Source organism: Salinisphaera sp. (genome assembly GCF_035690525.1).
In the GTDB taxonomy this organism is placed as follows: Bacteria; Pseudomonadota; Gammaproteobacteria; order Nevskiales; family Salinisphaeraceae; genus Salinisphaera.
In genome coordinates this window covers 1-22,810 of sequence record NZ_DASSKM010000160.1, presented here as the reverse complement: position 1 = coordinate 22,810, position 22,810 = coordinate 1, and the positions used below count along the sequence as shown (strand labels likewise).

Sequence of the window (22,810 nt, the reverse complement as noted above, 5' to 3'; positions counted from 1 at the left end):
CAGATAACGGCGCAATACGCCCTTGTCGGCCCGGCCGCGCCGCGCATAGCCGAAGCGGCGCAGCGTCTGGCTGATGAAGCGGTGCGCTTGGTCACGATCGGTGATCGCGAAGTCGGCGGCTTGACTGGCCGCAACGAACGCTCGAATCTCGTCAATGGTCTGGAGTCTTTGGGTATGGAGTCGCACGATCATGCTCCGATGATCCCAAACTCCAGACCGCCTTCAGGCTCATCTCACCCTGGAATCGCGCGCTTCGCTCAGGCTCATGTGTCATTGGACAAGGCTCGGCGTCGCGCAGCGCCTGGTGTAGAGTGTAGGGTAGGCGCCGGCCGTCGGCCACGACCACCAGCCGGGTCGCGCCGCGGGTGAGCTGATGGCGCAGATGCCTAGCCAGTTCCCCGGACGATTCGTCGAGATAGGCGATCTCCGGGTTGCCGACGATCTGGACCTGCGGCGGATGGATGAAATTCAGATAGCCGACCGTAGGTACGCGCCAGCCCTCGTGTTGGGTCGCGCCGAGCGTGCCGGCGGCGCCGATTGCCGGTTCGGGCCAGCGCAACCCGAGCGAGTCGGACAGATGCTCGTAAAGGGCCTCGATGGTGACCCGGCGATCGGCGGCCTCACCGGACTCGGCGCGGGGTTTGTCCATAGGCGGGGCGGCTTGTGGTTGCGATAAGGCTTTAGGTGGCGATCGTGTCGTGGTCGAGCAGGGCGCGGTGCAGTTCGCGATCGTCGCCAGCGTCGCGCAGATCGGAGCGGGTCTCGCCCGCGGAGAAGATCTCGGCCAATTGGCGCAATAGCTTGAGATGCTCGTCGGTCGCTTCCTCGGGCACCAGCATGCCGAAGATGAGATCAACCGGTTGCTCGTCGGTGGCTTCGAAATCCACGCCCTGGGGCAGACGGATGAAGGCGCCGATGCAGTCGTCGATGCCCTTGAGGCGTGCGTGGGGGATGGCCACGCCGTCCCCCACGCCAGTACTGCCGAGTTTCTCGCGGCCGATCAGCCCGTTGAACACGTCGGCGGCGGTCAGATAGGGCGTGCCGTCGGCCAGAATGTCGGCCAGCTGTTCCAGCGCACGCTTTTTCGACTGCACGTCGGCGGCCAGCCGGACCCGTTCGGGCGCGACGATATCGGCGATATTCATGCGGAATCGGGTTCTAGTCCGTGCTCATATCGATATGCCGGGCCTGGCGGTTGTGATGATCGCAGGCTTTTTCCTTGTGCCGCAGGGTCTGCCGGTCGAGCTTGTCGACCATGCAGTCGATGGCGGCGTACATGTCCTCCTTGATTGCCTCGGCGTGCAGCGTCGCGCCGCTCAATTGCATGGTCACTTCGGCCTTGTGCCGCAATTTTTCGACCTCGAGAACCACTTCTGCGTCGAGCGCTTGATCGAAATGGCGTTCGATGCGTTCCATCTTTGAGGCCACGTACTGATGCAGTGCATTGGTCATGTCGACATGGTGGCCGGAGATGTTCAGGTTCATCGCTTACTCCTTGGCAGCTTGGGTGAACAAACAAGGATTAACATTCGTCCGCTCATCCCGCCTTACGCCGCTCGTGCGAGGACGGGATCGACAGGGCTTCACGGTATTTGGCCACGGTTCGGCGTGCGACCTGGATGCCGTTGTCGAGCAGCGCTTCGGCGAGCTTGCTGTCGGACAACGGCTTGTTCGGCGCCTCGGTGGCGACCATGCGCTTGATCATGGCCTGGATCGCCGTGGCCGAAGCCGAGCCGCCATCGATGGTCGATACGTGGCTGGAGAAGAAATACTTGAGCTCGAAGATGCCACGCGGTGTCTGCATGTACTTGTTGGCCGTCGCCCGCGATACGGTGGATTCGTGAATATCGAGTTGTTCGGCCACGTCGCGCAGCACCAGCGGTTTCATTGCCTCTTCGCCATATTCCAGAAAAGCGCGCTGGGCTTCAACTATGCGGTGCGCTACTTCGAGGAGGGTGTCGTTGCGCGATTTCAGGCTATTGAGAAAGAACCGCGCTTCCTGCAGGTGCGATTTCAGCGTGGTTTGGTCGGCCGACTTGTCGGCGCGTTTGATCAAGGCCAGATACTGGCTGTTGATGCGCAGCCGGGGCGCGATGTCGGCGTTGAGCGCGACGTGCCAGCCGTCCGAGCCGCGAGTGACGAACACCTCGGGAATCACATAGTCGGATTCGTGCTCGGTGAAGGCCTCGCCCGGGTGCGGCTGTAGCGTCTGGATCAGTTCGATCGCCGCCTCCAGGTCGGCGCGTTCGACCGCCAGCCGCCGGGCCAGGGCGTCCCGGTTCGGGTCGGCGAGCTGTTCCAGCGATCCGCGTGTGACCAGCGTGAGCGCGATCTCGCGGGCCGGGACATCGACGGGCAGGCCGTGCAGTTGGATGGCCAGACACTCGGCCAGACTGCGGGCGCCCACGCCGGGTGGATCGAAGTCCTGGATCGCGTGCAGCACCGCCTCGACCGGCGCCGGGGATAGCGCGAAATCCTCGGCGATGCGTGGGCCGACTTCGTTCCAGTCCAGCAACAGACCGTTGGTATCGATCGCGTCGATGATCACCGCCGCGATCGCCCGCTGGTCCGCGCTAAACGGGTGCATATCCGCCTGCCAGGTCAGATGCGCATACAGATCCGGCGTGCTCGACAGGTTGGCCTGACGATAGTCCCAGTAATCCTCGTCGTCGGCGGTCGGCGCCGGGGCGGCCGGGGCCGCGCTACCGGCATAGATATCGTTCCAGTCGGCGTCGACCGGTAGGTTCTCCGGGATGTCGCTGTTTTCGTTCGTGTTCTGGCCGGCGGCCGGTTCGCGCTCGCGGTTGCGGGCTTCGGCGCTCTCGCCGGCGTCGATCTCGTCGTGGCCGTCGTCGGCCTCGAGCATGACGTTGGATTCCAGGGCGTCCTGAATCTCGCTCTTCAGATCCAGGGTCGAGAGCTGCAGCATGCGGATCGCCTGCTGCAGCGCCGGCGTCATGGTCAGCGTCTGGCCTAGATTGAGACCGAGCGTCTGCTTCATAGCCGAAAATCCTCGCCCAGATAGACGTCGCGAACCTTTTGATCGGCCAGGATCCGCTCGCCGGCGCCGGCGGCGATTACCGAGCCGTCGGCCAGGATATAGGCCCGGTCGCAGATCGACAGCGTCTCGCGCACGTTGTGATCGGTGATCAACACGCCGATGCCGCGATTCTGCAGATGCCGGATGATGCCGCGAATATCGCCGATCGAGATCGGATCGATGCCGGCAAACGGCTCGTCCAGCAACATGAAAGTGGGGCGGGCGGCCAGCGCGCGGGCGATCTCGACCCGGCGCCGTTCGCCGCCCGACAGGTTCAGCCCCTTGGAGTCGGCGATATGGCCGATCGAGAGTTCGTCCAGAAGATCGGTCAGTTCGCGTTCGATGGCGGCGCGATCGAGGTCCTTGCGCACCTGAAGAATCGCGCGGATATTGTCGGCCACGCTCAGCTTGCGAAAAACCGAGGCCTCCTGTGGCAAGTAGCCGATGCCCATCTGCGAGCGCCGATGCATGGGCAGCCCGACCAAGCGCCGACCGTCGAGCTGGATCTCGCCGTTATCGGGCGAAACCAAGCCCACGATCATATAGAAGGATGTTGTCTTGCCGGCGCCGTTGGGCCCGAGCAGGCCGACCACCTCGCCCCGCGCGACCGATAAGTCCACGTCGCGCACCACGTCGCGCCCCTTGTAGCGCTTGCACAGGCCGGTCGCGGTCAGTTCCGCGTCGCTGGCCACGGCGGCGGTCCGGTTCGCGGCGGTCATCAGGAATCGTCGTGCTTGGCCGGTTGGATGGTGATGTGCACTCGGGCCTTGTCGCCCTGACCGCTTTCGGCGTGCGTGGCGCCGGTATCGAGGTTGTGGGTGATCACCGCGCCGCGGATCTGATCGCCGTTACGGTTGACCTCGGCGTTGCCGCGCAGGGTGATCACCGAGCTGTCGTTGCTGTATTCGATCCGATGGGCGTGCCCGGTCACGACCTGGTCGCCGGACGAATCGGGCTGCTTGTCGATATGCGCCGGGTCTCCGGTGAGCACCGCCTGGATCCGGCTACGGTCGTTGAGCCGGGTGATCACGAGCTTGTCGCCGGTCAGCGTCAGGCCGCCGCGGGTCAGGCGGACGTCGCCGGTGTAGGTGCTCACGCCCGATTTCTGGGTGAAATCGGCGTTGTCGGACTGGATATGGATCGGCAACTGCTGCGATTGGTCGTTGCCGGCCGCCTGCGCCGGGCCAAAAGCCAGTACGGCGGCCATCGTCAGGGCGAGCAGCAATAAACGCATGGCGCGGCGGTCAGGGCGTGTAGGTGACATGAACATTGTCGAGCAGATTCAGCTTGTTCGTATCCAGGTTGATCCGCATGCCGTCGCCGGTGATCTTTCGTCCGGGTTCGATGGCGGTGACGTGCGCGTCCGATTTGATCCGGTTGGCCTTGGGATGTACCCAGGCATGCGGCGTGGTCACCTTGACCATATTCCCGTTTTTGCGCGGATGATGAATGATCACGCCGCCATAGAGATACAGATCACGTTGGCCGGCCGGGACGCGGCCCTTGTCGGCATGCAGGTTCCAATAGGTTTGGGTGCCTTCGAGATAGTGTACGTCAATATCGGAAAGCCGGGCCGAGCCGTCGGCGAAATGCAGCGTCTGCGCGACTTGCATACGATACGCGAGCTGGCCCCGCGGGGACATCTGGTACACCGTGGCGCCTTGCATGTAGTAATCGCTGTTATCGGGCGTGCGCACGGGTTCGGGTTCGGCCGCCGTGTGGCGGTTCGAGCCGATCCAAACGCCCAGACCGATCAGGACCAGGCATGCTATCGCCAGTATCGCGCCGATGCGCCGCATCTTCAGCCGCCTCGCCGGACGACGCCGATCAGCCCGCGAGCCTCGCGCGCGGCGCCGGGTCGGTCGAGAAAAGTCATATCACGCCCGCCCGCAGCAGATCCTGCATGTTGAGTGCGCCGATCGGGCGCGTTTCGTGGTCGACCACCATCAGCGCGCCGCCGCCGATGCGATGGGTTTCCAGCAGCCGCACGGCCTCGGCGGCGAGCACGTCGGGGCCGACGGTCTTGGGCGCGCGGGTCATGAAGTCGGCGATTTCCGCGCGCTTGATATCGAGATCGCGGTCCAGCGCGCGGCGCAGGTCGCCGTCGGTAAACAGACCGATCAGCCGGCCGCCGGTGTCGATCACGCCGGTCATGCCGAGCCCCTTGGCGGTCATTTCCAGCAGCGCTTCGCGCAGCATGGCCCGTTCACCGACCAGGGGCAGCGCGCCGCCGGTGTGCATGACGTCGGCCACGGTCAAGAGCAGCCGTCGGCCGAGCGTGCCGCCCGGATGGCTGCGGGCGAAATCCTCGGCGGTGAAGTTGCGGGCTTCGAGCAGGGCGATCGCCAGTGCGTCGCCCATCACCAAAGCGGCCGTGGTCGAGGACGTGGGCGCGAGTTCCAGCGGACAGGCCTCGATCTCGACCGAGACATCCAGATGGACATGGGCCCGGGCGGCCAGCGTCGACCCCGGTTTGCCGGTCATCGCGATCAACGGCACGCCCAGCCGGCCGAGCAGCGGCAGAATGGTCAGGATTTCGGCCGTTTCGCCGGAATAGGATAGGGCGACGACCACATCCTGCGTGGTAACCATGCCGAGATCGCCGTGGCTGGCCTCGCCGGGGTGCACGAAAAAGGCCGGCGTGCCGGTCGAGGCGAACGTCGCCGCAAGTTTGCCCGCGATGTGCCCGGACTTGCCCATGCCGGTGACGATCACACGCCCGGCGCAACGCATCATGAGCGCCGCGGCATCGGCGAAGGCGCCGTCGATGCGGGCTTCGAGCGCCGCGGCCGCGGCCGCTTCAATGGCGATCGTGCGCCGTCCGGCGGCGATGAGGGTCTCGCTGTTCATGCGGCGCATTCTAGGGCCTGTTGCCGTTTCACGCGACGCCGCGCCGACTTGGGACGCCGTGACGCGGCGCGTATACTGCGCGGTCTTGCCCCGATCCACATCCAAGTCATGACCGATACGGCGATATCCTTTATGGATGTCCACAAGCGTTATGCGACCACGCACGCGCTCAAGGGCGTGTCCTTCGATATTCGGCGCGGCGAATACTTCGGTCTGCTGGGGCCGAACGGCGCCGGCAAATCTACCCTGATCTCCATTACCGCCGGCTTGGCCCAGGCGACGTCCGGCTCGGTGGCCGTGCTCGGCCACGACGTCGTCGCCGACTATCGCGCCGCCCGGCGCGCGCTGGGCGTGGTACCGCAGGAATTGGTTTACGATCCGTTTTTCTCGGTGCGCGAGATGCTGCGCCTACAAGCCGGCTACCAGGGCTGCGGCAAGGAAGTCTGGCCCTGGATCGACGAACTGCTGGAGCGCCTCGAACTCGAAAACAAGGCCACGGATTCGATTCGCCAGCTCTCCGGCGGCATGAAACGCCGCGTGCTGATCGCCCAGGCGCTGGTGCACAAGCCCGAGGTGGTGATTCTCGACGAGCCGACCGCCGGCGTGGACGTCGAGCTGCGGCGCACGCTGTGGAAGTTCACCCGCGACCTCAACGCCGCCGGCCATACGATCGTGCTGACCACGCATTATCTGGAGGAGGCCGAGGCGTTGTGCGATCGGATCGCGATCCTCAATCACGGCGAGCTGCAGGTGCTGGAAGACAAGAATACGTTGCTCGGCCGGCATCCGTATCGTTTTCTGTCGCTGGAGCTGACCGGCGACGGCGGCGCGCTGCCGGCCGGCGTCGAGCGGCTGGTCGAGGAACGGCGCGGCGATACGCTCGATCTCAAGCTCAAGCAGGGCGAGGATTTCATCGGCGACGTGATCGAGGGCATTCGCGACGCGGGCTGGCGTATCACCGACGTACACACCCGCGAGCCGTCGCTGGAGAATATCTTCGTCGAGCTGACCATGGAGTCCAAATCCGAGGCGGCGGCATGAACTGGCGCGGCTGCTATACGCTGTTCATCAAGGAAGTCCGCCGCTTCTACAGCGTGATTCTGCAGACCGTGGGCGCGCCGGTGGTCACGGCGCTCCTGTATATGGCGGTGTTCGGCCAGGTGCTAGCCGGCCAGACCATCGAGGGCGTGCGCGCGGTGGAGTTTCTGGTGCCCGGGCTGATGATGATGAGTATCATCCAGACCTCGTTCGCCAATACCTCGTCGTCGATCACCCAGTCCAAGATCATGGGCAATCTGGTGTTTCTTCTCATGACACCATTGTCGGCCTTCGAGATTTATCTGGCCTATATTGTGGCGTCGCTGGTACGCGCGGTGCTGGTGGCGACCGTGCTCTATATCGTCACCCAGTTTTTCGTGCACGTGCCGATTCATGAGCCGTTGCTGATGCTGGCGATGCTGGTCTTTTCCGGCGGCACACTGGCGGTAATGGGGTTGATCGCCGGGATTCTCGCCAACAAATTCGATCATCTGGCGGCATTCCAGAACTTCTTCATTCTCCCGATGAGCTTTCTCTCGGGCGTGTTTTATTCGATTCACAACCTGCCGGCCTTTTGGCAGCACGCGTCGTATTTCAATCCGTTCTTCTACATGATCGACGGATTCCGGCACGGTTTCTTCGGGGTCGGGGACGCCAATCCGCTGATCAGCCTGGCGGTCGCCGCGGCGTTCTTCGTGGTGGTGTCGGCGATCGCGATCACCATGCTCGCCCGCGGCACCAAGATTCGCGGGTGATCACGCTCGGATGATGCGCCCGGCGTGCTAGCATTTTGCGCCAGTCATTGGAGGCCAGAGTCATGTACAGCCCAGACGCCATACGCGAACTCATCGAAGCCGGACTGCCGGATGCCGACGTGCAGGTGGTCGGCGACGACGGCACCCACTTCGCCGCGCGCGTGATCAGCCCGAGCTTTGCCGACAAGGGCATCGTGGAGCAGCACCGCATGGTCTACGCCACGCTCGGGCAGCGCATGGGCGACGAGATCCATGCGCTGTCGCTCAAGACCATGACGCCGGACCAGGCCGGCAGCGCGTCGTAGCGGGCTCGGGCATGGATCTTCTGCGTATCGAGGGTGGGCCGCCCTTAAACGGCACCGTGCGCGCTTCGGGCGCGAAGAACGCCACGCTGCCGATCATGACCGCGGCGCTGCTGATCGACGAGCCGCTGTTCATCGAGAACGTACCGCATCTGGAGGACGTGACCACCACCAACGTGCTGTTGGCGCATATGGGCGTGTCGGTCACGGTCGGTGATTATATGGTCGTGGAGGCCGATGCTTCGACCATCAGCCGCTGCGTGGCGCCCTATGATCTGGTCAAGACCATGCGCGCCTCGATCCTGGTGCTGGGCCCGCTGCTGGCCAAGCGCGGCGAGGCCGAGGTGTCGTTGCCGGGCGGCTGCGCGATCGGAGCGCGCCCGGTGGATATTCATCTGCGCGGGCTGGAGGCCATGGGCGCGGAGATCCGCGTCGAGGGCGGCTATGTCAAGGCGAAATGCCGGCGCCTTCGGGGCGCGCGTATTCCGATGGAGATGGTCACGGTGACCGGCACCGAAAACCTGATGATGGCCGCCACGCTCGCCGAGGGCGTCACGGTGCTCGAGAACGCCGCCCGCGAACCAGAGGTGATCGACCTGGCCAACTGCCTGATCGCGATGGGCGCGCGGATCGAGGGCGCCGGCACCGCCACCATCACCATTCACGGCCAGCCCAAGCTGCACGGCGCCACCCACCGGGTGGTGCCCGATCGCATCGAGACCGGCACCTTCCTGGTGGCCGGCGTCGCCAGCCGCGGCAAGGTTACGGTCACGCACACCGATCCGGGTCTGATCGACGTCGTGCTGGCCAAACTCGCCGACGCCGGCGCCCAAGTGACGCGGGGCGAGGATTGGGTGAGCGTGGACATGCAGGGCAGGCGGCCCAAGGCGGTCGATGTGCGCACCGCGCCGCATCCCGGCTTTCCCACCGATATGCAGGCCCAGTTCTGCGTGCTCAACGCGGTCGCCGACGGGGTCGGTATGGTCACCGAGACCGTGTTCGAAAATCGCTTCATGCATGTCTCCGAACTGGAGCGCATGGGCGCGCGGATTCGCCAGGAAGGCCACACCGTACGCGTGAGCGGAATCGAGAAGCTCACCGGCGCGCCGGTGATGGCGACCGACCTGCGGGCCTCGGCCTCGCTGGTGATCGCCGGGTTGATCGCCGAGGGCACCACCGAGGTCCGGCGCATCTATCATATCGATCGCGGCTACGAATGCATCGAGGAGAAGATGGCCCAGCTCGGCGGCGCTATCCGGCGCGTGTCCGATCGCGCGCCGGTCACCGCCAGAGGGGTCGCGGTATGAGCAGCGCCGATCCGGATACCGTCACGCTGGCGTTGTCCAAGGGCCGCATTCTGGACGACACGCTGCCGGTGCTGGCGACCGCCGGTATCCAGCCCGAGGTCGATCCGGGCGAATCGCGCAAGCTCGTGTTCGCCACCAACAAGCCCGGCCTGCGCCTGCTGGTGATCCGAGCGTCCGATGTGCCGACGTTCGTGGCCTACGGCGCGGCCGATGTCGGCGTGGCCGGCAAGGACGTGCTGATCGAGCACGGCGGCGCCGATCTCTACGAGCCGCTGGATTTGGGCATCGCTAGCTGTCGGCTGATGACCGCCGGTTTGCCGGGGGCGATGGATGCGGCCAGCCACCGGCCGTTGCGGGTCGCCACCAAGTACGTCGAGACCACGCGGGCGCATTTCGCGCGCCTCGGCCGTCAGGTCGAGATCATCAAACTCTACGGTTCGATGGAGCTGGCGCCGCTGGTGGGCTTGGCCGACGTGATCGTGGATCTGGTCGATACCGGCAACACCCTCGCCGCCAACGGCCTGCAGCCGTTCGAGGTGCTCGAGGACATCAGTGCGCGCCTGGTCGTGAACAAGGCCGCGCAGAAGATGAAACACGCCGCGATCAGCGAACTGGTCGAGCTGTTCGCTCGGGGCGCCGCGGGGCAGGCGGCATGAATATGCGACGGCTCGATACCGCGGCTGCCGGGTTTGACGCCGGGTTCGCCGCGCTCATCGACCGCGACAGCCCGGCGCAGACCGAAATCGATGCGCGGGTGGGGCAAATCATCGCCGCCGTGCGCGAGCGCGGCGACATCGCCGTGCTCGAATACACGCGCGAGCTCGACCGGCGCCCGGACGTCGAATTCGACGCGCTGGAGATCCCGCGTTCGCGTATGCGCCGGGCGCTCGAGGGCTTGGGCCCCGCCGACCGGGCCGCGCTCGAGGCGGCTGCCGATCGGATCGCGGCGTTCGCCGAATCGCAAAAGATCGCGCCGGTCCGTTATCACGATGACGACGGCAACGAACTCGGCCAGCTCGTGCGCCCGATCGAACGCGCCGGGGTCTATGCGCCGGGCGGCAAGGCGGCCTATCCCTCCAGCGTGTTGATGAACGCCGTGCCCGCGAAGGTGGCGGGTGTGTCGGAGATCGTCATGCTGTCGCCCGCGCCCGAAGGCGTGGTCAACGAATGGGTGCTGGCGGCCGCCGCGGTGGCCGGCGTGGATCGTTTCTTCACGATCGGCGGTGCGCAGGCCGTGGCCGCGCTGGCCTATGGCACCGAACGCATTCCGGAAGTCGACAAGATCGTCGGGCCGGGCAACGCCTATGTCGCCTCGGCCAAGCGGCAGGTGTTCGGGCGCGTGGGCATCGAATCCGTGGCCGGGCCGTCGGAAGTGCTGATCGTGGCCGACGGCACCGGCGATCCCGAGTGGGCGGCGCTGGATATGTTCGCCCAGGCCGAGCATGACGAAATGGCGCGCGCGATCCTGGTCAGCCCGGATGCCGATTATCTGGACGCGGTGGACGCCGCGGTCAAGCGCCTGATTTCCGAGCAGCCGCGGGCGGCCATCATTCGCGCCGCGCTTGCCGGCCACGGCGCGCTGATCCGCTGCGCCGATCTCGACCAGGCCATCGACCTGGTCAACGCCGTCGCGCCCGAACATCTGGAACTGGCCGTGGCCGCCCCCGGGGCGCTGCTGGACGGCATCCGCCACGCCGGGGCGATCTTCATGGGTCATCGCACGCCGGAAGCGTTCGGCGACTACTGCGCCGGGCCGAATCACGTGTTGCCGACCGGCCGCACGGCGCGTTTTTCCTCCGCGCTCGGTGCCTACGACTTCCAAAAGCGGATATCGCTGGTTTCGGCCAGCGAAGCCGGCGCCGAGCGGCTGGCCCCGATCGCGGTTCGTCTGGCCGAAGGCGAAGGGCTGTACGCCCACGCCGCGGCGGCATCGGCCCGCGCTCGCGGCCGGCGCGCCGGCTAGCCCGGTTGCGCCAGTGTGGTACCTGCCACGCTGAGCGTTCGGTAAGACGTCGGCGTGCTATATTCGGCGGACGTTCATAGACATCCGCGATGCGTTGCGTGCGAGCCGTCGCCGCAGCCGCGCCGGCGTCGAACAGGAAACCAGTATGGCCCGTCGTTCCTCGATCACCCTCTACAGCCATTGCCGATCGGTTCACAGTCATCGCGTACGGCTGGTCATGGCCGAGAAGGGCGTGGCCAACTACGATGTGGTCGAACTGCGGGAGGACGAACAGAGCGAGGATCTGATCGACCTGAATCCCTATAACACCGTGCCCACGCTGGTCGATCGCGAACTGGTGGTCTACGATCCGCGAATCATCGTCGAATATATCGACGAACGCTATCCGCACCCGCCGCTGATGCCGGCCGACCCGGTGCTTCGGGCGCAGTACCGGCTGGCGATCTTCCGCATGGAGTCGGATCTGTACGCGCTCTGCGAGGACCTGGAAGGCACGCCGGCGGTGGCGCGCAAGGCGCGGGCGCGGATGACCGAACTGCTCACGACCCTGGCCGCGGAGTTCGCGCCCCGACATTACATCGGCGAGGAGTTCTCGCTGTTGGATTGTACGCTGGCGCCCATACTTTGGCGATTGGAGCATTATCAGGTGAGCCTGCCCGCCCGGCACGGCGAGCGCCTCGGACAGTATGCCGCGCGCTTGTTCGCGCGCCCGGCCTTCGAGGCCAGTCTGTCCGCCGAGGAGGCCGACATGCGGCCGGCGCTGGCGGCTTACTGAGGCAACGACGACGAGGCGAAATTGGAATGGCCGAACTGACTTCGCGACGCCCCTATCTCATCCGAGCCCTTTACGATTGGGTGCTCGACAACGATCTCACGCCGCATTTGCTGGTGGCCGCCGACGCACCAGGCGTGGACGTGCCGCGCCAGTTCGTCACCGACGACGGCAAGATCACCATCAACGTCAGCCCGGGTGCGGTGCGCGGGCTCGCGCTCGACAATCAGTTGATCAGCTTCTCCGCGCGTTTCTCCGGCGCCAGCTACAACGTGGCCGTGCCGCCGGGCGCGGTGCTCGCGCTGTACGCCCGCGAGAACGGCGAAGGCATGCTGTTCGGCGAAGTCGAGGAAACCGAGACCGCCAGCGAAGAAACCTTCGCCGGTCGCGAACGTAAGTCCGAAGCGACCGAAAGCGACGGCGACGGTGGCGACGACACCCCGACCCGGAAGAAGCATCCGCATCTGAAGGTCGTGAAATAGGCGCATTGCGCGCCGGCCACGCAGCGCTCATTCCAGGGCGATGGCGTCCTCGATCAGGCGGCAGATGCAGTGGATGATCAACAGATGCATTTCCTGGATGCGGGCGGTCACGTCCGAGGCCGCGCGCAGTTCGATATCGCCGGCGCCGAGCCGACCCGCCATCGTTCCGCCGTCGCGGCCGGTGAGCGCGATCACCGACAGCCCCTGGGCATGGGCGGCGTCGATGGCGGTGATCACGTTGGCCGAGTTGCCGCTGGTCGAAATCGCGATCAGCGCATCGCCGGGGCGGCCCAATGCTTCGACCTGCCGCGAAAAAGCCCGGTCGTAGCCGGCATCGTTGGCGATCGCCGTCAGGGTCGAGCTTTCGGTCACCAGTGAAAGCGCGGCCAGCGGCCGCCGGTTACGCTCGAACCGGTTGACCAGTTCCGAGGCGAAATGTTGAGCGTCGCCCGCCGAACCGCCGTTGCCGCAGGCCAGGATCTTGTTGCCGGCGTTACAGCAGGCCAGAATCCGCTCGGCGACCGCGGGTATGGCATCGGCGGTCGCGGCCAGCGTCGCCTCGTTGGCGCGTCGGCTGTCGGCAAATAGATCAGCTACGGTCGCGACGGCAGAAACATCATTCGGCATAGAAAGCGTTCTCTATCCAGTTGAGGGTGTCGGCGCGGTCGACGCCGACCACGTCGAAACGCACGGCCAGATCGGCGTATTCCGGGTGCGCGGCCAGCAGATACCGGGTCGCGAGGATGATGCGCCGTTGCTTGGCCCGGGTGACGCTGGCGGCGGCGCCGCCATAATCGCCGCGGCTGCGATAGCGCACCTCGATCACGACCAGCAAATCGGCGGTGCGATAGACCAGATCCAACTCGCCGCCGCGTACATTGTAATTTCTGGCCACACGGCGCCAGCCGCGGCGCCGGGCCGCGCGATCGACGCGGGTTTCGGCGTCACGGCCGAGCGCGAGACGGCTTAGTTTTCCGACGGCCACGGGCCGTTATCGTTGCCCGACGGCGCGGACTGTCGCCGTGGCGGTAACGGCTTGAAACCCTGAGTCCGGGTCGAGTCGAACCGGTTCGGGCCCGACGACGGATTCGGATTCGAGGGCATGGCGTTGGCGCTCTGCTGCGCGTAGTTGTCGCCGCGCCGCGCTTGGCTGATCGACGGCATCGACAGCGTCTGCGGCCGGCCGTTGCGGAACACCGCCCAACCGAGATAGCGCCTGATATAGCCGTCCGGCTGGACCGAGAGCACGCCGGTCATGCCCTCGATCGGCTGTTGCGGCGACAACCCGCTCCGGTAGAGCCGGCGCGCCAGCAGCCAGGCGTCCATGCCCATGGCGAACAGACGTGCATAGGCTTTGGCTTCCATGCCGTAGGCGTCGGCGGCTTCGCGGCGCAGCCGGGTGATCGTGCCGCCCCGGCCGAGCAGCCACGGCATGTCCACGAAGTGCACACCGTTTAGGTCGATATCCTCGCCCGGGTTTACCTGCCCGGAGTAGGCGTGTGAGGTGGTGACCATCGGCAGATCGAAGGCATGATAGTACTTTAGCTGGCTGCGGATCAGGCGCGCCTGCAGCGGCTGGGCGGCGACAAAGATGAAATCCGCGCTGGGCTGATTCTGCAGCACCGCCTTGATCGCCTGGGTGTGATCGTGGCTGTCGCCGTCATAGGTTTGATAGCCGATGAGCCGGCCGCCGCGGACGGTCAGCGCGCTACGGAAGGCGTCCAGCACGCGGTCGCCCCATTCGCCGCTGGGTACCAGGGCCAGCGCGCGCCGGTAGCCGGCTTGTACGGCGTACGCGGCTGCCGATTTGGCTTCATCTTCCGGCGCCAGCCCGAACTGGTAGAAGCCCGGCCGCCGGCTCGCCTGGCTCGAGGTATTGAGCGCGATCTCGGGCATCGGCAGCGCGGCGTTCGACATCGCCGTGACCTCGGGCTTGCCCAGCGGGCCGACCAGAAGACCGACATTGTCGCTCTCGGCGCGCGAGACCAGCGCCCGCGGGGGCATGCTGGCGCTATCGTAGATCAGTGGCCGTGGCATGCCGCCCGGTTTGTTCCGATAGGCGAACATGAAGCCGTCGCGGATGGCCTGGGCCGCGTTCTTGAACCGGCCGGTCGTGGGCAGGGCGAGGGCGACCTGATCGCTGGTGGGCTGCACCGGACCCATGACGCCGCCGTTGAACCGGCCCGGCTGCCGCGGCGCCACCGGGGTCGCGCCGGCGTAGTTGAAGCGCTTGGCCAGCACGCTGCGGTTGGCCGGGTGGTTCGGATACTTGCGCTGCCAGTTCGCCAGCGCCCGGTCGCGCGCGGCGCGATCGGCGAAACGCTGCTGGCCGATCTGCGCCAGCGCGAGCCAGCCGCGGGTGGTCTTGCCGGCGTCGGCGGCGGCGCGGCTGTTGGGGCCGATGCCGAGCCCGATCGCGTCCAGCGACTTGTCGTAAATGCGGTTGTCGTTGGCGCGCGCGGCGCGGTCGTTCATCAACCAGACATCGCGCTGTACCAAAGCCTCGATGCCCTGAACCGGATCGTTGTCGGCAAAGTGCAATGCGGCGCGTTTTTCCCAGACGCGCTGGGCCACGGCGGGCACGGTGTTGCGTGTCGGTTTCGGCAGACGGGTCAGGGCCTGGCCCGGCGGCATATCGGCGATTTCGATCTCGCGCTGGGCAAGGTTGTAGCGCGCCCGATCGGTGGCATCCAGGCTATCCGGGTTGATGCCGGCGAGCAGTTGCCGGGCGGTCTTGGCGTCGCCGCCCTGGGCCGCGGCCAGTCCGGCTTCGAGCCGGTACCGGTATCGGGCATCCGGCCGGCTAGCCCGGCTGGACGCGCGCATGTACTCGCGAACGGCCTCTTGATAGTGTCCGGTCGCGGCGGCCCGGGCCGCGGCATCGGCCGGGCTGCTCGGCTGCGACGACGGCCCGCCGGCCATCTGGGAAGCGCATCCGGCCATCGCCGCGGCGCTGACCATGATCGCTGCGGCCCGCAGGCCTGCCTTGAAGACTGTCATTATTGTAGCTCCCGGAAGACGATCCGCCCCGCGGCCCCCGCCGCGCGCGTGTTGCCGCATAATATCAGCGCGAAAGCGGCGGCGTCGCGCGGCGGCGATCCCGGTCTCGTATATGGCTTTATTGGAAAGGACGCCAGCATGCCATCGTCAGCGGCCACGCTTTCGATCGTCGCCACGCCGATCGGCAATCTCGACGATATGTCGCCACGGGCCCGCGAGGTTCTGGCCGCCGCCGATGTGATCGCTGCCGAGGATACGCGCCACAGCCGCCGCCTGACCTCGCATCTGGGCATCGCCACCCCGCTGATTTCGTTGCACGAGCATAACGAGCGCGCGCGAATCGAGCGGATTCTCGCGCGGCTGGCCGCCGGCGAGCGCGTGGCGCTGATCAGCGATGCCGGCACGCCGCTGATCAGCGACCCCGGTTATGCGCTGGTCGCCGCAGTGCGCGGCGAGGGCTACGCGGTGCTGGCGGTACCGGGGCCCTGTGCCGCGATCGCGGCGCTCTCGATCGCCGGCCTGCCCACCGACCGCTTCGTCTTCGAGGGCTTTTTACCGAGCAAGGCCGGCGCCCGACGCGCCCGGCTCGATGCACTGGCGGGCGAACCGCGGACCCTGGTCTGCTACGAATCCAGCCACCGGATCGCGGCCACCGCGGCCGACCTGGCCGCGCGTTTGGGCGCGCGCCGGCTGGTGCTGGCGCGTGAGTTGACCAAGCTGCACGAACAGAGCGTGGCGCTCTCCGCCGACGCGCTGCCCGCGTGGCTGGCGGCCGACGACAACCGGCGGCGCGGCGAATTCGTGCTGGTGATCGACGGCGCGCCGGAACGAGAAGAGGCATCGATGCAGGAAATCTCGCTCGACGCGTTGCTCGCGGAGCTGGTGCCGCTGGCCGGCACCAAGAAGGCCGCCGCGATCGCCGCCCGGCTGACCGGTACCGCGCGCAATGCGGCCTATCGGCGTGCGATCGAGCTCGACGAGTAAACGGCTTGCCGAAAACGGTCTCGCGCGAGATGTCGATAGGCCCTAGAATCCGCATTCGGAGTCGGCCACGCAGTCGCGGCGTCGAGGGATCGATGTCGAGGAAAGTCCGGGCTCCACAGGGCAGGACGCCAGGTAACCCCTGGGAGGCGTGAGCCTACGGAAAGTGCAACAGAAAGCAGACCGCCTACGGCTCGCCGACGGCGAGCCCGGCAAGGGTGAAACGGTGCGGTAAGAGCGCACCGCGCGACCGGCAACGGCTCGCGGCACGGTAAACCCCGTCCGGAGCAAGACCAAATAGGAGGACGACGTGCGGCCCGCACAGTCCTCGGGTAGGTCGCATGAGGCTGCCGGTGACGGCAGTCCCAGATGAATGACTGTGCGCGACAGAACCCGGCTTACCGGCCGACTCCGAATCTTTTATCGCGTCATTAGCAGCCCCTTGGCGCCGGGTTCGTTTCCGGCGCTCGTTCTCATCGCCGGTGGGACGCCGACCCACCGCCTCCGGGCCGCTACCACTTCCACCCACCGACATCGACAAGTCGGATGTATTGCGCCGCTTTTGGCGTATTGGACGCGGTTTATTCTGTATGGATATACATTAATTGCTATCAAGCGGTTGAACATAAAGCTTAAAAAATTGCTTTTTGGCTTGACGTGATCGCCCCATGGATGGCTCGGAAACAATTGATTGGCGGGATCTTTTAGCCTGCCGAGAAACTTGACACTCTGTTTTGGCGCTGCCTATAGTGGCGCCGAAGGGCGAGAAGTGGGATAAAGTGGGTTAAGTCGGCGAACAGGAACCACCACCAGTGTTCAAGGGGTCACATCCGATCACGATCGACGCCAAGGGTCGCATTGCGATCCCGGCTGCCTATCGTCAGTCGTTGATCGACGACTGCGGTGGCCGGCTTGTGATCACCCGCCACTGGGACGGCTGTCTGCTGATTTATCCCGGCCCTGAGTTTCAAGCTTTCGAACAGCAGTTGCTGTCGCGCGGCAGCCTCAATCCGAAGGTGCGCAGTATTCAGCGGTTCTTCATTGGCAATGCACGCGATATCGATATGGATCGCCAGGGTCGGCTGTTGCTGCCGGCTAATCTGCGCGCGGCCGCGGGGCTGGAGTCCAGGGCGGTGCTTTCGGGGATCGGCAACCTGTTCGAACTCTGGGATGAGAACACTTTCGATCAACGCAACGCCGACACCGCCGAAACGCTGGCCGACGATGCCGCCAACGGCGAACTGCCCGACGTTCTGATGGACATCAGTCTATGAAAGAACCGAACGCACGCCGCGCACCCACCGCCACCGCGCCGAGGTCCGTCACCGCCATGGCCGACGCCGAACATCAACCGGTCCTGCTCGAGGCTGCGATCAGCGCGCTCGCCGTGCGCCCCGACGGCCGCTATGTGGATGCGACTTTCGGCCGGGGTGGACATACCGCCGCCATTCTGGAGCGACTCGGCCGCGACGGCCGGGTGATCGCCTTCGATCGGGACCCCGATGCCGAGCGCCACGCCCATGCATTGGCGGCGGCCGATGCGCGGTTGGAATTCGTGCGCGCGTCGTTTGGCGGCATGGCGGCCGCGCTGGCCGATCGTGGAATCGCGAATATCGACGGTGTGCTGTTCGATCTCGGCGTGTCGTCGCCGCAGTTCGATATCGCCGAGCGCGGCTTTTCGTTTCGTCATGCCGGCCCGCTCGACATGCGGATGGACCCCGATGTCGGCGCGCCACTGTCCGACTGGCTGGCGAGCGCCTCCCACGGCGAGATTGCGCGCGTCATCAAGACGCTCGGCGAGGAGCCGATGGCCGGGCGTATCGCGGGCGCGATCGTGGATGCGCGCGCTGCGGGCCGGCTGACCGATACCGCGGCGCTGGCCGCGATTATCAAGAACGCTATTCCGGCGCGCGTGGCCGCCGGCAAGCGGGTGCATCCGGCGACCCGCACGTTCCAGGCGTTTCGCATGCATATCAACGACGAGCTCGGCGCGCTGGACGCCGGTCTCGCCGCCGCGCTGGCGGTACTCGCCCCGGGCGGGCGCTTGGCCGCGATCAGCTTTCATTCACTGGAAGACCGGCGCGTCAAACGTTTCTTTCGGCATCAGGCCCGGCCCAGGCAGCCCGAGTTGCCGATGGCGCCGGCGATCGAGCCGGCGTTGCGCCTGATCGGCAAGCCGGTCACGGCCGGCGCAACGGAGCGCTCTGCCAACCCGCGCGCCCGTAGCGCGATCATGCGCGTCGCCGAGCGCACGACTGCGCCCGAGGTGGCGCCGTGACGCGCCGTGTGCCGGTACTGCTCGGGCTGCTGGCGCTGAACTTGGTCAGCGCGATCGCGGTGGTGGAATCGACGCAAAAGACGCGCGAACTGTTTTACGAATTGCAGTCGGCGCGTCTGACCCAGGATCAATTGGCCAGCGAGTGGGCCCAGATCCAGCTCGAGGACAGCGCCTGGGCGAGCCCGGACCGGGTGGCGCAGATCGCCCGCAACAAGCTCGGCATGATTCAGCCGCACGAGTATGTCGTGCTGGGAGCGAATCCATGAGCCGCGACGACGACCCCGAGCACTTCACGCCCTCGCGCTGGCGCGCTTGGTTCGTGCTTGGCGTGTTCGCCGTGTTTGGGGTTGCGCTGGTCTGGCGCGCGGTCTATCTGCAAGTGTTCGACGTGCAGTTTCTGACCCATCAGGGCGATATTCGCCAAGTGCGCACGGTCAAAATACCCGCGCATCGCGGTGCGATCGTCGATCGCAACGGCCGGCCGCTGGCGCTGTCGGCCCCGACCGAGTCGGTTTGGGCGGTGCCCTCGGCCGTGCTCAAGGCGCCGGAGAAGATCGGCCCGCTGGCCGCACAGCTCGGCCTGTCGGCGAGCGAGCTTAGACGCGATCTGGAACGACACAAGGGCCGGCAGTTTCTTTATCTCAAGCGTCAGCTTTCGCCGTACGACGCGCATCAGGTGATGGCCATCGACGCGCCCGGCATTTTTCTGCAGCGCGAGTACAAGCGCTATTACCCGGCCGGCGAGGCGGCCGCCCAACTCGTGGGTCTGAGCAATATCGACGGTAAGGGGCAGTCGGGCCTGGAGCTGGCGCGCAACGACTTTCTGTCGGGCTCGCCGGGCAAGCGCAAGGTGATCAAGGACGGCCTCGGGCGCGTGGTCGACGACGTCAACGAGTTCAAGGCGCCGCAGCCCGGCCACGACCTCAAACTGACGATCGATTTGCGGCTGCAGTATCTGGCCTATCGCAATATCAAGGAAGCGGTGATCAGCCACCAGGCCAAGGACGGCGTGGTGGTCATGCTCGACCCGAACACCGGGCAGCTTCTGGCGGTGGCGTCTTATCCCAGCTTCAACCCGAACGATCGCTCGACCATCGATCCGGGCGATATGCGCATGCGTGCGGCCACCGACGTGATGGAGCCGGGCTCGACCGCCAAGGCGATCGTGCTCTCGGGCGCGCTCGACAGCGGGCTGTACGACACCTCGAGCATCATCCATACCCACGGTTGGTTCATGGTCAATGGGTTCACGGTCCAGGACGAACTCAACTACGGCGACGAGAATTTCGCCAAGATCCTGCAAAAATCTTCTAACGTCGGCGCCGCGCATGTCGGCCTGAAGATGGGGCCGAAGAACGTCTGGCAGAACTTCCGTGACTTCGGCTTCGGCGAGACCACCGGCTCCGGCTTTCCCGGCGAACGCTTCGGTGTGCTGCGCGATTATTACACCTGGGGCGAGATCGAGACCGCGACCGCGTCTTACGGCTACGGTTTCGCGGTCACGCCGTTGCAGCTGACGCGGGCCTACGGCGCGATCGCCGACCGGGGCAAGCTGCGCAGCCTGCGCCTGATCTTGGGCCAGGGCGCGAACATGCACCCGCCGCCGCAACAAGCGATCAAACCTTCCACCGCGGCGACCATGCGGCAGCTGCTGCGCGGCGTGATCAGCCCCGAGGGCACGGCCGAGCGGGCGAAGGTGCCGGGTTACACCGTGGCCGGCAAGACCGGCACGGTGCGCAAGATGGGCGACGACGGCTATAACCACGAACGCCACCGGGCGCTGTTCGTGGGCATGGCGCCGGCGGACAACCCGCAACTGGTCACGCTGGTGGTGGTCGATTCCCCCACCAAGGGGTCCTACTACGGCGGCACGGTGGCCGCGCCGGTGTTTTCCGACATCATGTCCAGCGCGTTGCGGATTCTGCACGTGCCGCCCGACAATCCGGGCGTGCTCACCGCGGCCGCCGAATCGTCGACGGTGGGAGGCTAGGGTGCTGGCCGACCTGCAAGTACGAAAAGACCTGCCGCAATTGCTGGCGGGTTTTGACGTTTCGGGCGTGCCCGAGGTCGCGGTGTCGGACATCGTGCTCGACAGCCGTCAGGCCACGCCCGGCGCCTTGTTCGCCGCCTGCGCCGGGGCGCGTGTCCACGGGATCGCGCACGCGGGCGCGGCGGCGGCCGCCGGCGCCGCGGCCATGCTGTGGGAGCCGGACGGTCGCACCGAACCCGGCCACGATTTGCCGGCGGTGGCCGTGCCCGATCTGTCGACGCATGTCGGTGCCATCGCCGCGCGACTCTACGATGCGCCCGCCGAACGCCTGTTCGTGGCCGGCGTGACCGGCACCGACGGCAAGACGTCGTGTGCCTGGTTGATCGCGCGGGCGTTGAATGCGCTCGGCACGCGTTGCGGCTATCTCGGCACGCTGGGTTTCGGCGCTGTCGACGACTTGGCCGAAGCCACGCATACCACGCCCGATGCCGCGCGCCTGCAGCGCTGGCTGGCGCGATTGCTGGCCGCCGGGCACGGCGCCGCGGCGATGGAAGTGTCCTCGCACGCGCTGGCCCAGCGGCGTATCGACGCGGTGGCGTTCGATGTCGCCGTGCTGACCCAGATCGGCCGCGATCATCTGGATTATCACGGCGATCAGGCCGCCTATGTCGCCGCCAAGCGGCGTCTGTTCGAGCGCCCGGGGCTGCGCGCCACCGTGCTCAACGCCGACGATGCCACCGGCCGCGAGTGGCTGGCGCGTGCCGCCGACGGGGTCGCGCGTATCGCCTACGGCCGGTCGGCCGAGGTTTGCCGATACCCGCAATTCGTCCGGATCGAGGCCGTGCATGCGCGCGCCGACGGTCTGGTGGTCGATTTTTCCACGCATCTCGGCCCGGCGACGCTAGCCAGTCGCCTGGTCGGGTTATTCAACGCGTGGAACCTCGCCGCCACATTGGCGGTGCTCCTCGTCCGCGACGTGTCGCTGGCCGAGGCCGTCGAGGCGCTGGCCGCGGTGCCGACCGTGCCGGGCCGCATGGAGCGCATCGACGGAAAAGACGATCAACCTCTGGTGATCGTCGACTATGCACACACACCCGGCGCGCTGGAGGCCGCGTTGTCCGCGCTTTCGGCGCATGTCGAAGGCCGGTTGTTGTGTGTTTTCGGCTGCGGCGGCGATCGCGATCGCGGTAAGCGCGGTCTGATGGGAGCGGTCGCCGCGCGCCATGCGGATCGGTTCTGGATCACCGACGACAATCCGCGCGGTGAGGACCCGGCGGCGATCGTCGCCGACGTGATCGGCGGTATCCCCGAAGCGGCCGCGGCGCGCTACGCCGTCGTGCATGCGCGCGGCGAAGCGATCGCGGCGGCGATCGCGGCGGCCGGGCCGGGCGATGTGGTGCTGATCGCCGGCAAAGGCCATGAGTCCACCCAGAGCTACGGCGACGCTATTTTTTCTTTCGACGACCGCGTGGTTGCCCGCCACGCATTGGAGGGGGCGTGAAGGGTCGGCTGTCCGAATTCGCGCTGGCGCTCGACGCGCGCTTGATCGGCGACGACGCCGTATTCGACGGCGCTGCCATCGATACCCGGCGCATCGCGCCTGGCGCGCTGTTCTTTGCGCTGGCCGGCGCGCACGCCGACGGTCACGATTTCGTCGCCCGCGCCGGTGCGGCCGGCGCGGCGGCCGCGGTGGTCGACCACCCGGTCGAAGCCGGGATTTCGCAGCTGGTTGTGGATGATGTCATGGACGCGCTGGCGCGGGCCGCGCGTCTGGCCCGGGCGGGTTTCGCCGGGCCGGTGGTCGGCGTGACCGGCTCCAACGGCAAGACCACGGTCAAGCAGATGCTCGCCGCGATCTTTTCCGCGGCCGGACCGGTCATGGCGAGCGAGGGCAACCTGAACAATCATCTAGGCGTGCCGCTGACGCTGATGCGTCTGGACGCCTCGGCCGAGCGCGCCGTGATCGAGATGGGCGCCAACCATCCCGGCGAGATCGGCCAACTGGCCGGCCTCGCGCGCCCGGACGTGGGCGTGATCACCAACGCCGGCTGG

General features: G+C 66.5%; 26 protein-coding genes, 1 other RNA gene and 1 pseudogene. 16 read left to right on the top strand and 12 right to left on the bottom strand.

All coding sequences use genetic code 11. The annotated features are described in order from the left end of the window. The 9 genes and pseudogenes from VFJ08_RS12475 to VFJ08_RS12435 form a co-directional block, all read right to left on the bottom strand. A pseudogene (locus tag VFJ08_RS12475) lies at positions 1-186 on the bottom strand (integrase); the annotation flags it as partial. Continuing rightward, a complete protein-coding gene (locus VFJ08_RS12470) occupies positions 152-649 on the bottom strand; it encodes a hypothetical protein (protein WP_324997541.1) in 498 nt (165 codons plus the stop codon). The gene VFJ08_RS12470 and the pseudogene VFJ08_RS12475, both read right to left, overlap by 35 nt. Positions 650-680: 31 nt before the next feature. Continuing rightward, on the bottom strand, positions 681-1,145 hold the full coding sequence (locus VFJ08_RS12465) for a PTS sugar transporter subunit IIA (protein ID WP_324997540.1): 465 nt from the start codon (positions 1,143-1,145) through the stop codon (positions 681-683). Positions 1,146-1,158: 13 nt separating this feature from the next. Continuing rightward, entirely contained in the window at positions 1,159-1,485 is a 327-nt protein-coding gene (gene hpf / locus VFJ08_RS12460) for a ribosome hibernation-promoting factor, HPF/YfiA family (RefSeq protein WP_324997539.1), read from the bottom strand. Between the two features lie 52 nt (positions 1,486-1,537). Then, positions 1,538-3,001 carry an RNA polymerase factor sigma-54 gene (locus tag VFJ08_RS12455; RefSeq protein WP_324997538.1) on the bottom strand — a complete coding sequence of 488 codons (1,464 nt, stop codon included), beginning with the start codon at positions 2,999-3,001 and terminating at the stop codon, positions 1,538-1,540. Then, entirely contained in the window at positions 2,998-3,759 is a 762-nt protein-coding gene (gene lptB / locus VFJ08_RS12450) for an LPS export ABC transporter ATP-binding protein (RefSeq protein ID WP_324997537.1), read from the bottom strand. The genes VFJ08_RS12455 and lptB overlap by 4 nt, the downstream gene beginning before the upstream one ends. Further along, positions 3,759-4,274, bottom strand: a complete 516-nt coding sequence (lptA, locus tag VFJ08_RS12445) for a lipopolysaccharide transport periplasmic protein LptA (protein WP_324997536.1) — start codon at positions 4,272-4,274, stop codon at positions 3,759-3,761. The genes lptB and lptA overlap by 1 nt, the downstream gene beginning before the upstream one ends. Before the next feature lie 10 nt (positions 4,275-4,284). After that, a complete protein-coding gene (lptC, locus tag VFJ08_RS12440; protein WP_324997535.1) occupies positions 4,285-4,839 on the bottom strand; it encodes an LPS export ABC transporter periplasmic protein LptC in 555 nt (184 codons plus the stop codon). 73 nt (positions 4,840-4,912) lie between these two features. Then, a complete protein-coding gene (locus VFJ08_RS12435; RefSeq protein ID WP_414707069.1) occupies positions 4,913-5,899 on the bottom strand; it encodes a KpsF/GutQ family sugar-phosphate isomerase in 987 nt (328 codons plus the stop codon). Positions 5,900-5,998: 99 nt separating this feature from the next. Here VFJ08_RS12435 and VFJ08_RS12430 point away from each other — a divergent pair, with 99 nt between their 5' ends. The 8 genes from VFJ08_RS12430 to VFJ08_RS12395 all read left to right on the top strand — a co-directional run bounded on the left by VFJ08_RS12430 (position 5,999) and on the right by VFJ08_RS12395 (position 12,509). Next, complete coding sequence (locus tag VFJ08_RS12430; protein ID WP_324997533.1) at positions 5,999-6,931, top strand: ABC transporter ATP-binding protein; 933 nt, start codon at positions 5,999-6,001, stop codon at positions 6,929-6,931. Next, complete coding sequence (locus VFJ08_RS12425) at positions 6,928-7,683, top strand: ABC transporter permease (protein ID WP_324997532.1); 756 nt, start codon at positions 6,928-6,930, stop codon at positions 7,681-7,683. The genes VFJ08_RS12430 and VFJ08_RS12425 overlap by 4 nt, the downstream gene beginning before the upstream one ends. A 62-nt stretch (positions 7,684-7,745) precedes the next feature. Continuing rightward, positions 7,746-7,988, top strand: a complete 243-nt coding sequence (locus VFJ08_RS12420) for a BolA family protein (RefSeq protein ID WP_324997531.1) — start codon at positions 7,746-7,748, stop codon at positions 7,986-7,988. Between the two features lie 11 nt (positions 7,989-7,999). Beyond that, positions 8,000-9,292 (top strand): UDP-N-acetylglucosamine 1-carboxyvinyltransferase, encoded by a 1,293-nt coding sequence (gene murA, locus VFJ08_RS12415; protein WP_324997530.1) that lies wholly within the window; start codon positions 8,000-8,002, stop codon positions 9,290-9,292. Beyond that, entirely contained in the window at positions 9,289-9,948 is a 660-nt protein-coding gene (gene hisG, locus VFJ08_RS12410) for an ATP phosphoribosyltransferase (protein ID WP_324997529.1), read from the top strand. Before murA ends, hisG begins: the two co-directional genes overlap by 4 nt. A 2-nt stretch (positions 9,949-9,950) precedes the next feature. Further along, a complete protein-coding gene (hisD, locus tag VFJ08_RS12405; protein WP_324997528.1) occupies positions 9,951-11,255 on the top strand; it encodes a histidinol dehydrogenase in 1,305 nt (434 codons plus the stop codon). A 145-nt stretch (positions 11,256-11,400) separates the two neighbouring features. Continuing rightward, entirely contained in the window at positions 11,401-12,030 is a 630-nt protein-coding gene (locus VFJ08_RS12400; protein ID WP_324997527.1) for a glutathione S-transferase N-terminal domain-containing protein, read from the top strand. 35 nt (positions 12,031-12,065) lie between these two features. After that, positions 12,066-12,509 (top strand): ClpXP protease specificity-enhancing factor, encoded by a 444-nt coding sequence (locus VFJ08_RS12395; protein ID WP_349257004.1) that lies wholly within the window; start codon positions 12,066-12,068, stop codon positions 12,507-12,509. A 27-nt stretch (positions 12,510-12,536) separates the two neighbouring features. Here VFJ08_RS12395 and VFJ08_RS12390 read toward each other — a convergent pair whose 3' ends face one another. The 3 genes from VFJ08_RS12390 to VFJ08_RS12380 are packed head-to-tail and all read right to left on the bottom strand — an operon-like array spanning position 12,537 to position 15,509. Beyond that, complete coding sequence (locus VFJ08_RS12390; protein ID WP_324997525.1) at positions 12,537-13,136, bottom strand: D-sedoheptulose-7-phosphate isomerase; 600 nt, start codon at positions 13,134-13,136, stop codon at positions 12,537-12,539. After that, positions 13,126-13,494, bottom strand: a complete 369-nt coding sequence (locus VFJ08_RS12385; RefSeq protein ID WP_324997524.1) for a YraN family protein — start codon at positions 13,492-13,494, stop codon at positions 13,126-13,128. Before VFJ08_RS12385 ends, VFJ08_RS12390 begins: the two co-directional genes overlap by 11 nt. After that, the gene (locus VFJ08_RS12380) at positions 13,476-15,509 is read right to left on the bottom strand and encodes a penicillin-binding protein activator (RefSeq protein ID WP_324997523.1); all 2,034 of its coding nucleotides are present in this window, start codon (positions 15,507-15,509) and stop codon (positions 13,476-13,478) included. Before VFJ08_RS12380 ends, VFJ08_RS12385 begins: the two co-directional genes overlap by 19 nt. A gap of 138 nt (positions 15,510-15,647) precedes the next feature. On the opposite strand from VFJ08_RS12380, the gene rsmI reads away from it, so the two are divergent. From rsmI to VFJ08_RS12340, 8 genes are all read left to right on the top strand, one after another. Further along, positions 15,648-16,493, top strand: coding sequence for a 16S rRNA (cytidine(1402)-2'-O)-methyltransferase (gene rsmI / locus VFJ08_RS12375; protein ID WP_324997522.1), 846 nt, complete (start codon positions 15,648-15,650; stop codon positions 16,491-16,493). Between the two features lie 57 nt (positions 16,494-16,550). Next, an RNA gene (gene rnpB / locus VFJ08_RS12370) (RNase P RNA component class A) lies at positions 16,551-16,907 on the top strand. Positions 16,908-17,302: 395 nt separating this feature from the next. Then, a complete protein-coding gene (gene mraZ / locus VFJ08_RS12365) occupies positions 17,303-17,764 on the top strand; it encodes a division/cell wall cluster transcriptional repressor MraZ (RefSeq protein WP_324997521.1) in 462 nt (153 codons plus the stop codon). A 56-nt stretch (positions 17,765-17,820) separates the two neighbouring features. Continuing rightward, positions 17,821-18,768, top strand: coding sequence for a 16S rRNA (cytosine(1402)-N(4))-methyltransferase RsmH (rsmH, locus tag VFJ08_RS12360; protein ID WP_324997543.1), 948 nt, complete (start codon positions 17,821-17,823; stop codon positions 18,766-18,768). Beyond that, entirely contained in the window at positions 18,765-19,034 is a 270-nt protein-coding gene (gene ftsL / locus VFJ08_RS12355; protein WP_324997520.1) for a cell division protein FtsL, read from the top strand. Before rsmH ends, ftsL begins: the two co-directional genes overlap by 4 nt. Then, positions 19,031-20,758, top strand: a complete 1,728-nt coding sequence (locus tag VFJ08_RS12350; protein WP_324997519.1) for a penicillin-binding protein 2 — start codon at positions 19,031-19,033, stop codon at positions 20,756-20,758. Before ftsL ends, VFJ08_RS12350 begins: the two co-directional genes overlap by 4 nt. A 1-nt stretch (position 20,759) precedes the next feature. Continuing rightward, on the top strand, positions 20,760-22,259 hold the full coding sequence (locus VFJ08_RS12345) for a UDP-N-acetylmuramoyl-L-alanyl-D-glutamate--2,6-diaminopimelate ligase (protein ID WP_324997518.1): 1,500 nt from the start codon (positions 20,760-20,762) through the stop codon (positions 22,257-22,259). Next, positions 22,256-22,810: Mur ligase family protein (locus VFJ08_RS12340; protein ID WP_324997517.1), on the top strand; the 555-nt coding region annotated here is incomplete at its 3' end. The genes VFJ08_RS12345 and VFJ08_RS12340, both read left to right, overlap by 4 nt.

What these genes read in the sequence shown, in the direction of transcription:
- VFJ08_RS12465 (WP_324997540.1), bottom strand. Translation starts at nt 1,145, where the DNA reads ATGAATATCGCCGATATCGTCGCGCCCGAACGGGTCCGGCTGGCCGCC.
- VFJ08_RS12455 (WP_324997538.1), bottom strand. Translation starts at nt 3,001, where the DNA reads ATGAAGCAGACGCTCGGTCTCAATCTAGGCCAGACGCTGACCATGACG.
- lptB (WP_324997537.1), bottom strand. Translation starts at nt 3,759, where the DNA reads ATGACCGCCGCGAACCGGACCGCCGCCGTGGCCAGCGACGCGGAACTG.
- VFJ08_RS12380 (WP_324997523.1), bottom strand. Translation starts at nt 15,509, where the DNA reads ATGACAGTCTTCAAGGCAGGCCTGCGGGCCGCAGCGATCATGGTCAGC.
- VFJ08_RS12430 (WP_324997533.1), top strand. Translation starts at nt 5,999, where the DNA reads ATGACCGATACGGCGATATCCTTTATGGATGTCCACAAGCGTTATGCG.
- VFJ08_RS12350 (WP_324997519.1), top strand. Translation starts at nt 19,031, where the DNA reads ATGAGCCGCGACGACGACCCCGAGCACTTCACGCCCTCGCGCTGGCGC.
- hpf (WP_324997539.1), bottom strand. Translation starts at nt 1,485, where the DNA reads ATGAACCTGAACATCTCCGGCCACCATGTCGACATGACCAATGCACTG.
- hisD (WP_324997528.1), top strand. Translation starts at nt 9,951, where the DNA reads ATGCGACGGCTCGATACCGCGGCTGCCGGGTTTGACGCCGGGTTCGCC.
- lptC (WP_324997535.1), bottom strand. Translation starts at nt 4,839, where the DNA reads ATGCGGCGCATCGGCGCGATACTGGCGATAGCATGCCTGGTCCTGATC.
- VFJ08_RS12400 (WP_324997527.1), top strand. Translation starts at nt 11,401, where the DNA reads ATGGCCCGTCGTTCCTCGATCACCCTCTACAGCCATTGCCGATCGGTT.
- VFJ08_RS12470 (WP_324997541.1), bottom strand. Translation starts at nt 649, where the DNA reads ATGGACAAACCCCGCGCCGAGTCCGGTGAGGCCGCCGATCGCCGGGTC.
- rsmH (WP_324997543.1), top strand. Translation starts at nt 17,821, where the DNA reads ATGGCCGACGCCGAACATCAACCGGTCCTGCTCGAGGCTGCGATCAGC.
- VFJ08_RS12435 (WP_414707069.1), bottom strand. Translation starts at nt 5,899, where the DNA reads ATGCGCCGCATGAACAGCGAGACCCTCATCGCCGCCGGACGGCGCACG.
- VFJ08_RS12390 (WP_324997525.1), bottom strand. Translation starts at nt 13,136, where the DNA reads ATGCCGAATGATGTTTCTGCCGTCGCGACCGTAGCTGATCTATTTGCC.
- lptA (WP_324997536.1), bottom strand. Translation starts at nt 4,274, where the DNA reads ATGCGTTTATTGCTGCTCGCCCTGACGATGGCCGCCGTACTGGCTTTT.
- VFJ08_RS12420 (WP_324997531.1), top strand. Translation starts at nt 7,746, where the DNA reads ATGTACAGCCCAGACGCCATACGCGAACTCATCGAAGCCGGACTGCCG.
- rsmI (WP_324997522.1), top strand. Translation starts at nt 15,648, where the DNA reads ATGCCATCGTCAGCGGCCACGCTTTCGATCGTCGCCACGCCGATCGGC.
- VFJ08_RS12425 (WP_324997532.1), top strand. Translation starts at nt 6,928, where the DNA reads ATGAACTGGCGCGGCTGCTATACGCTGTTCATCAAGGAAGTCCGCCGC.
- murA (WP_324997530.1), top strand. Translation starts at nt 8,000, where the DNA reads ATGGATCTTCTGCGTATCGAGGGTGGGCCGCCCTTAAACGGCACCGTG.
- hisG (WP_324997529.1), top strand. Translation starts at nt 9,289, where the DNA reads ATGAGCAGCGCCGATCCGGATACCGTCACGCTGGCGTTGTCCAAGGGC.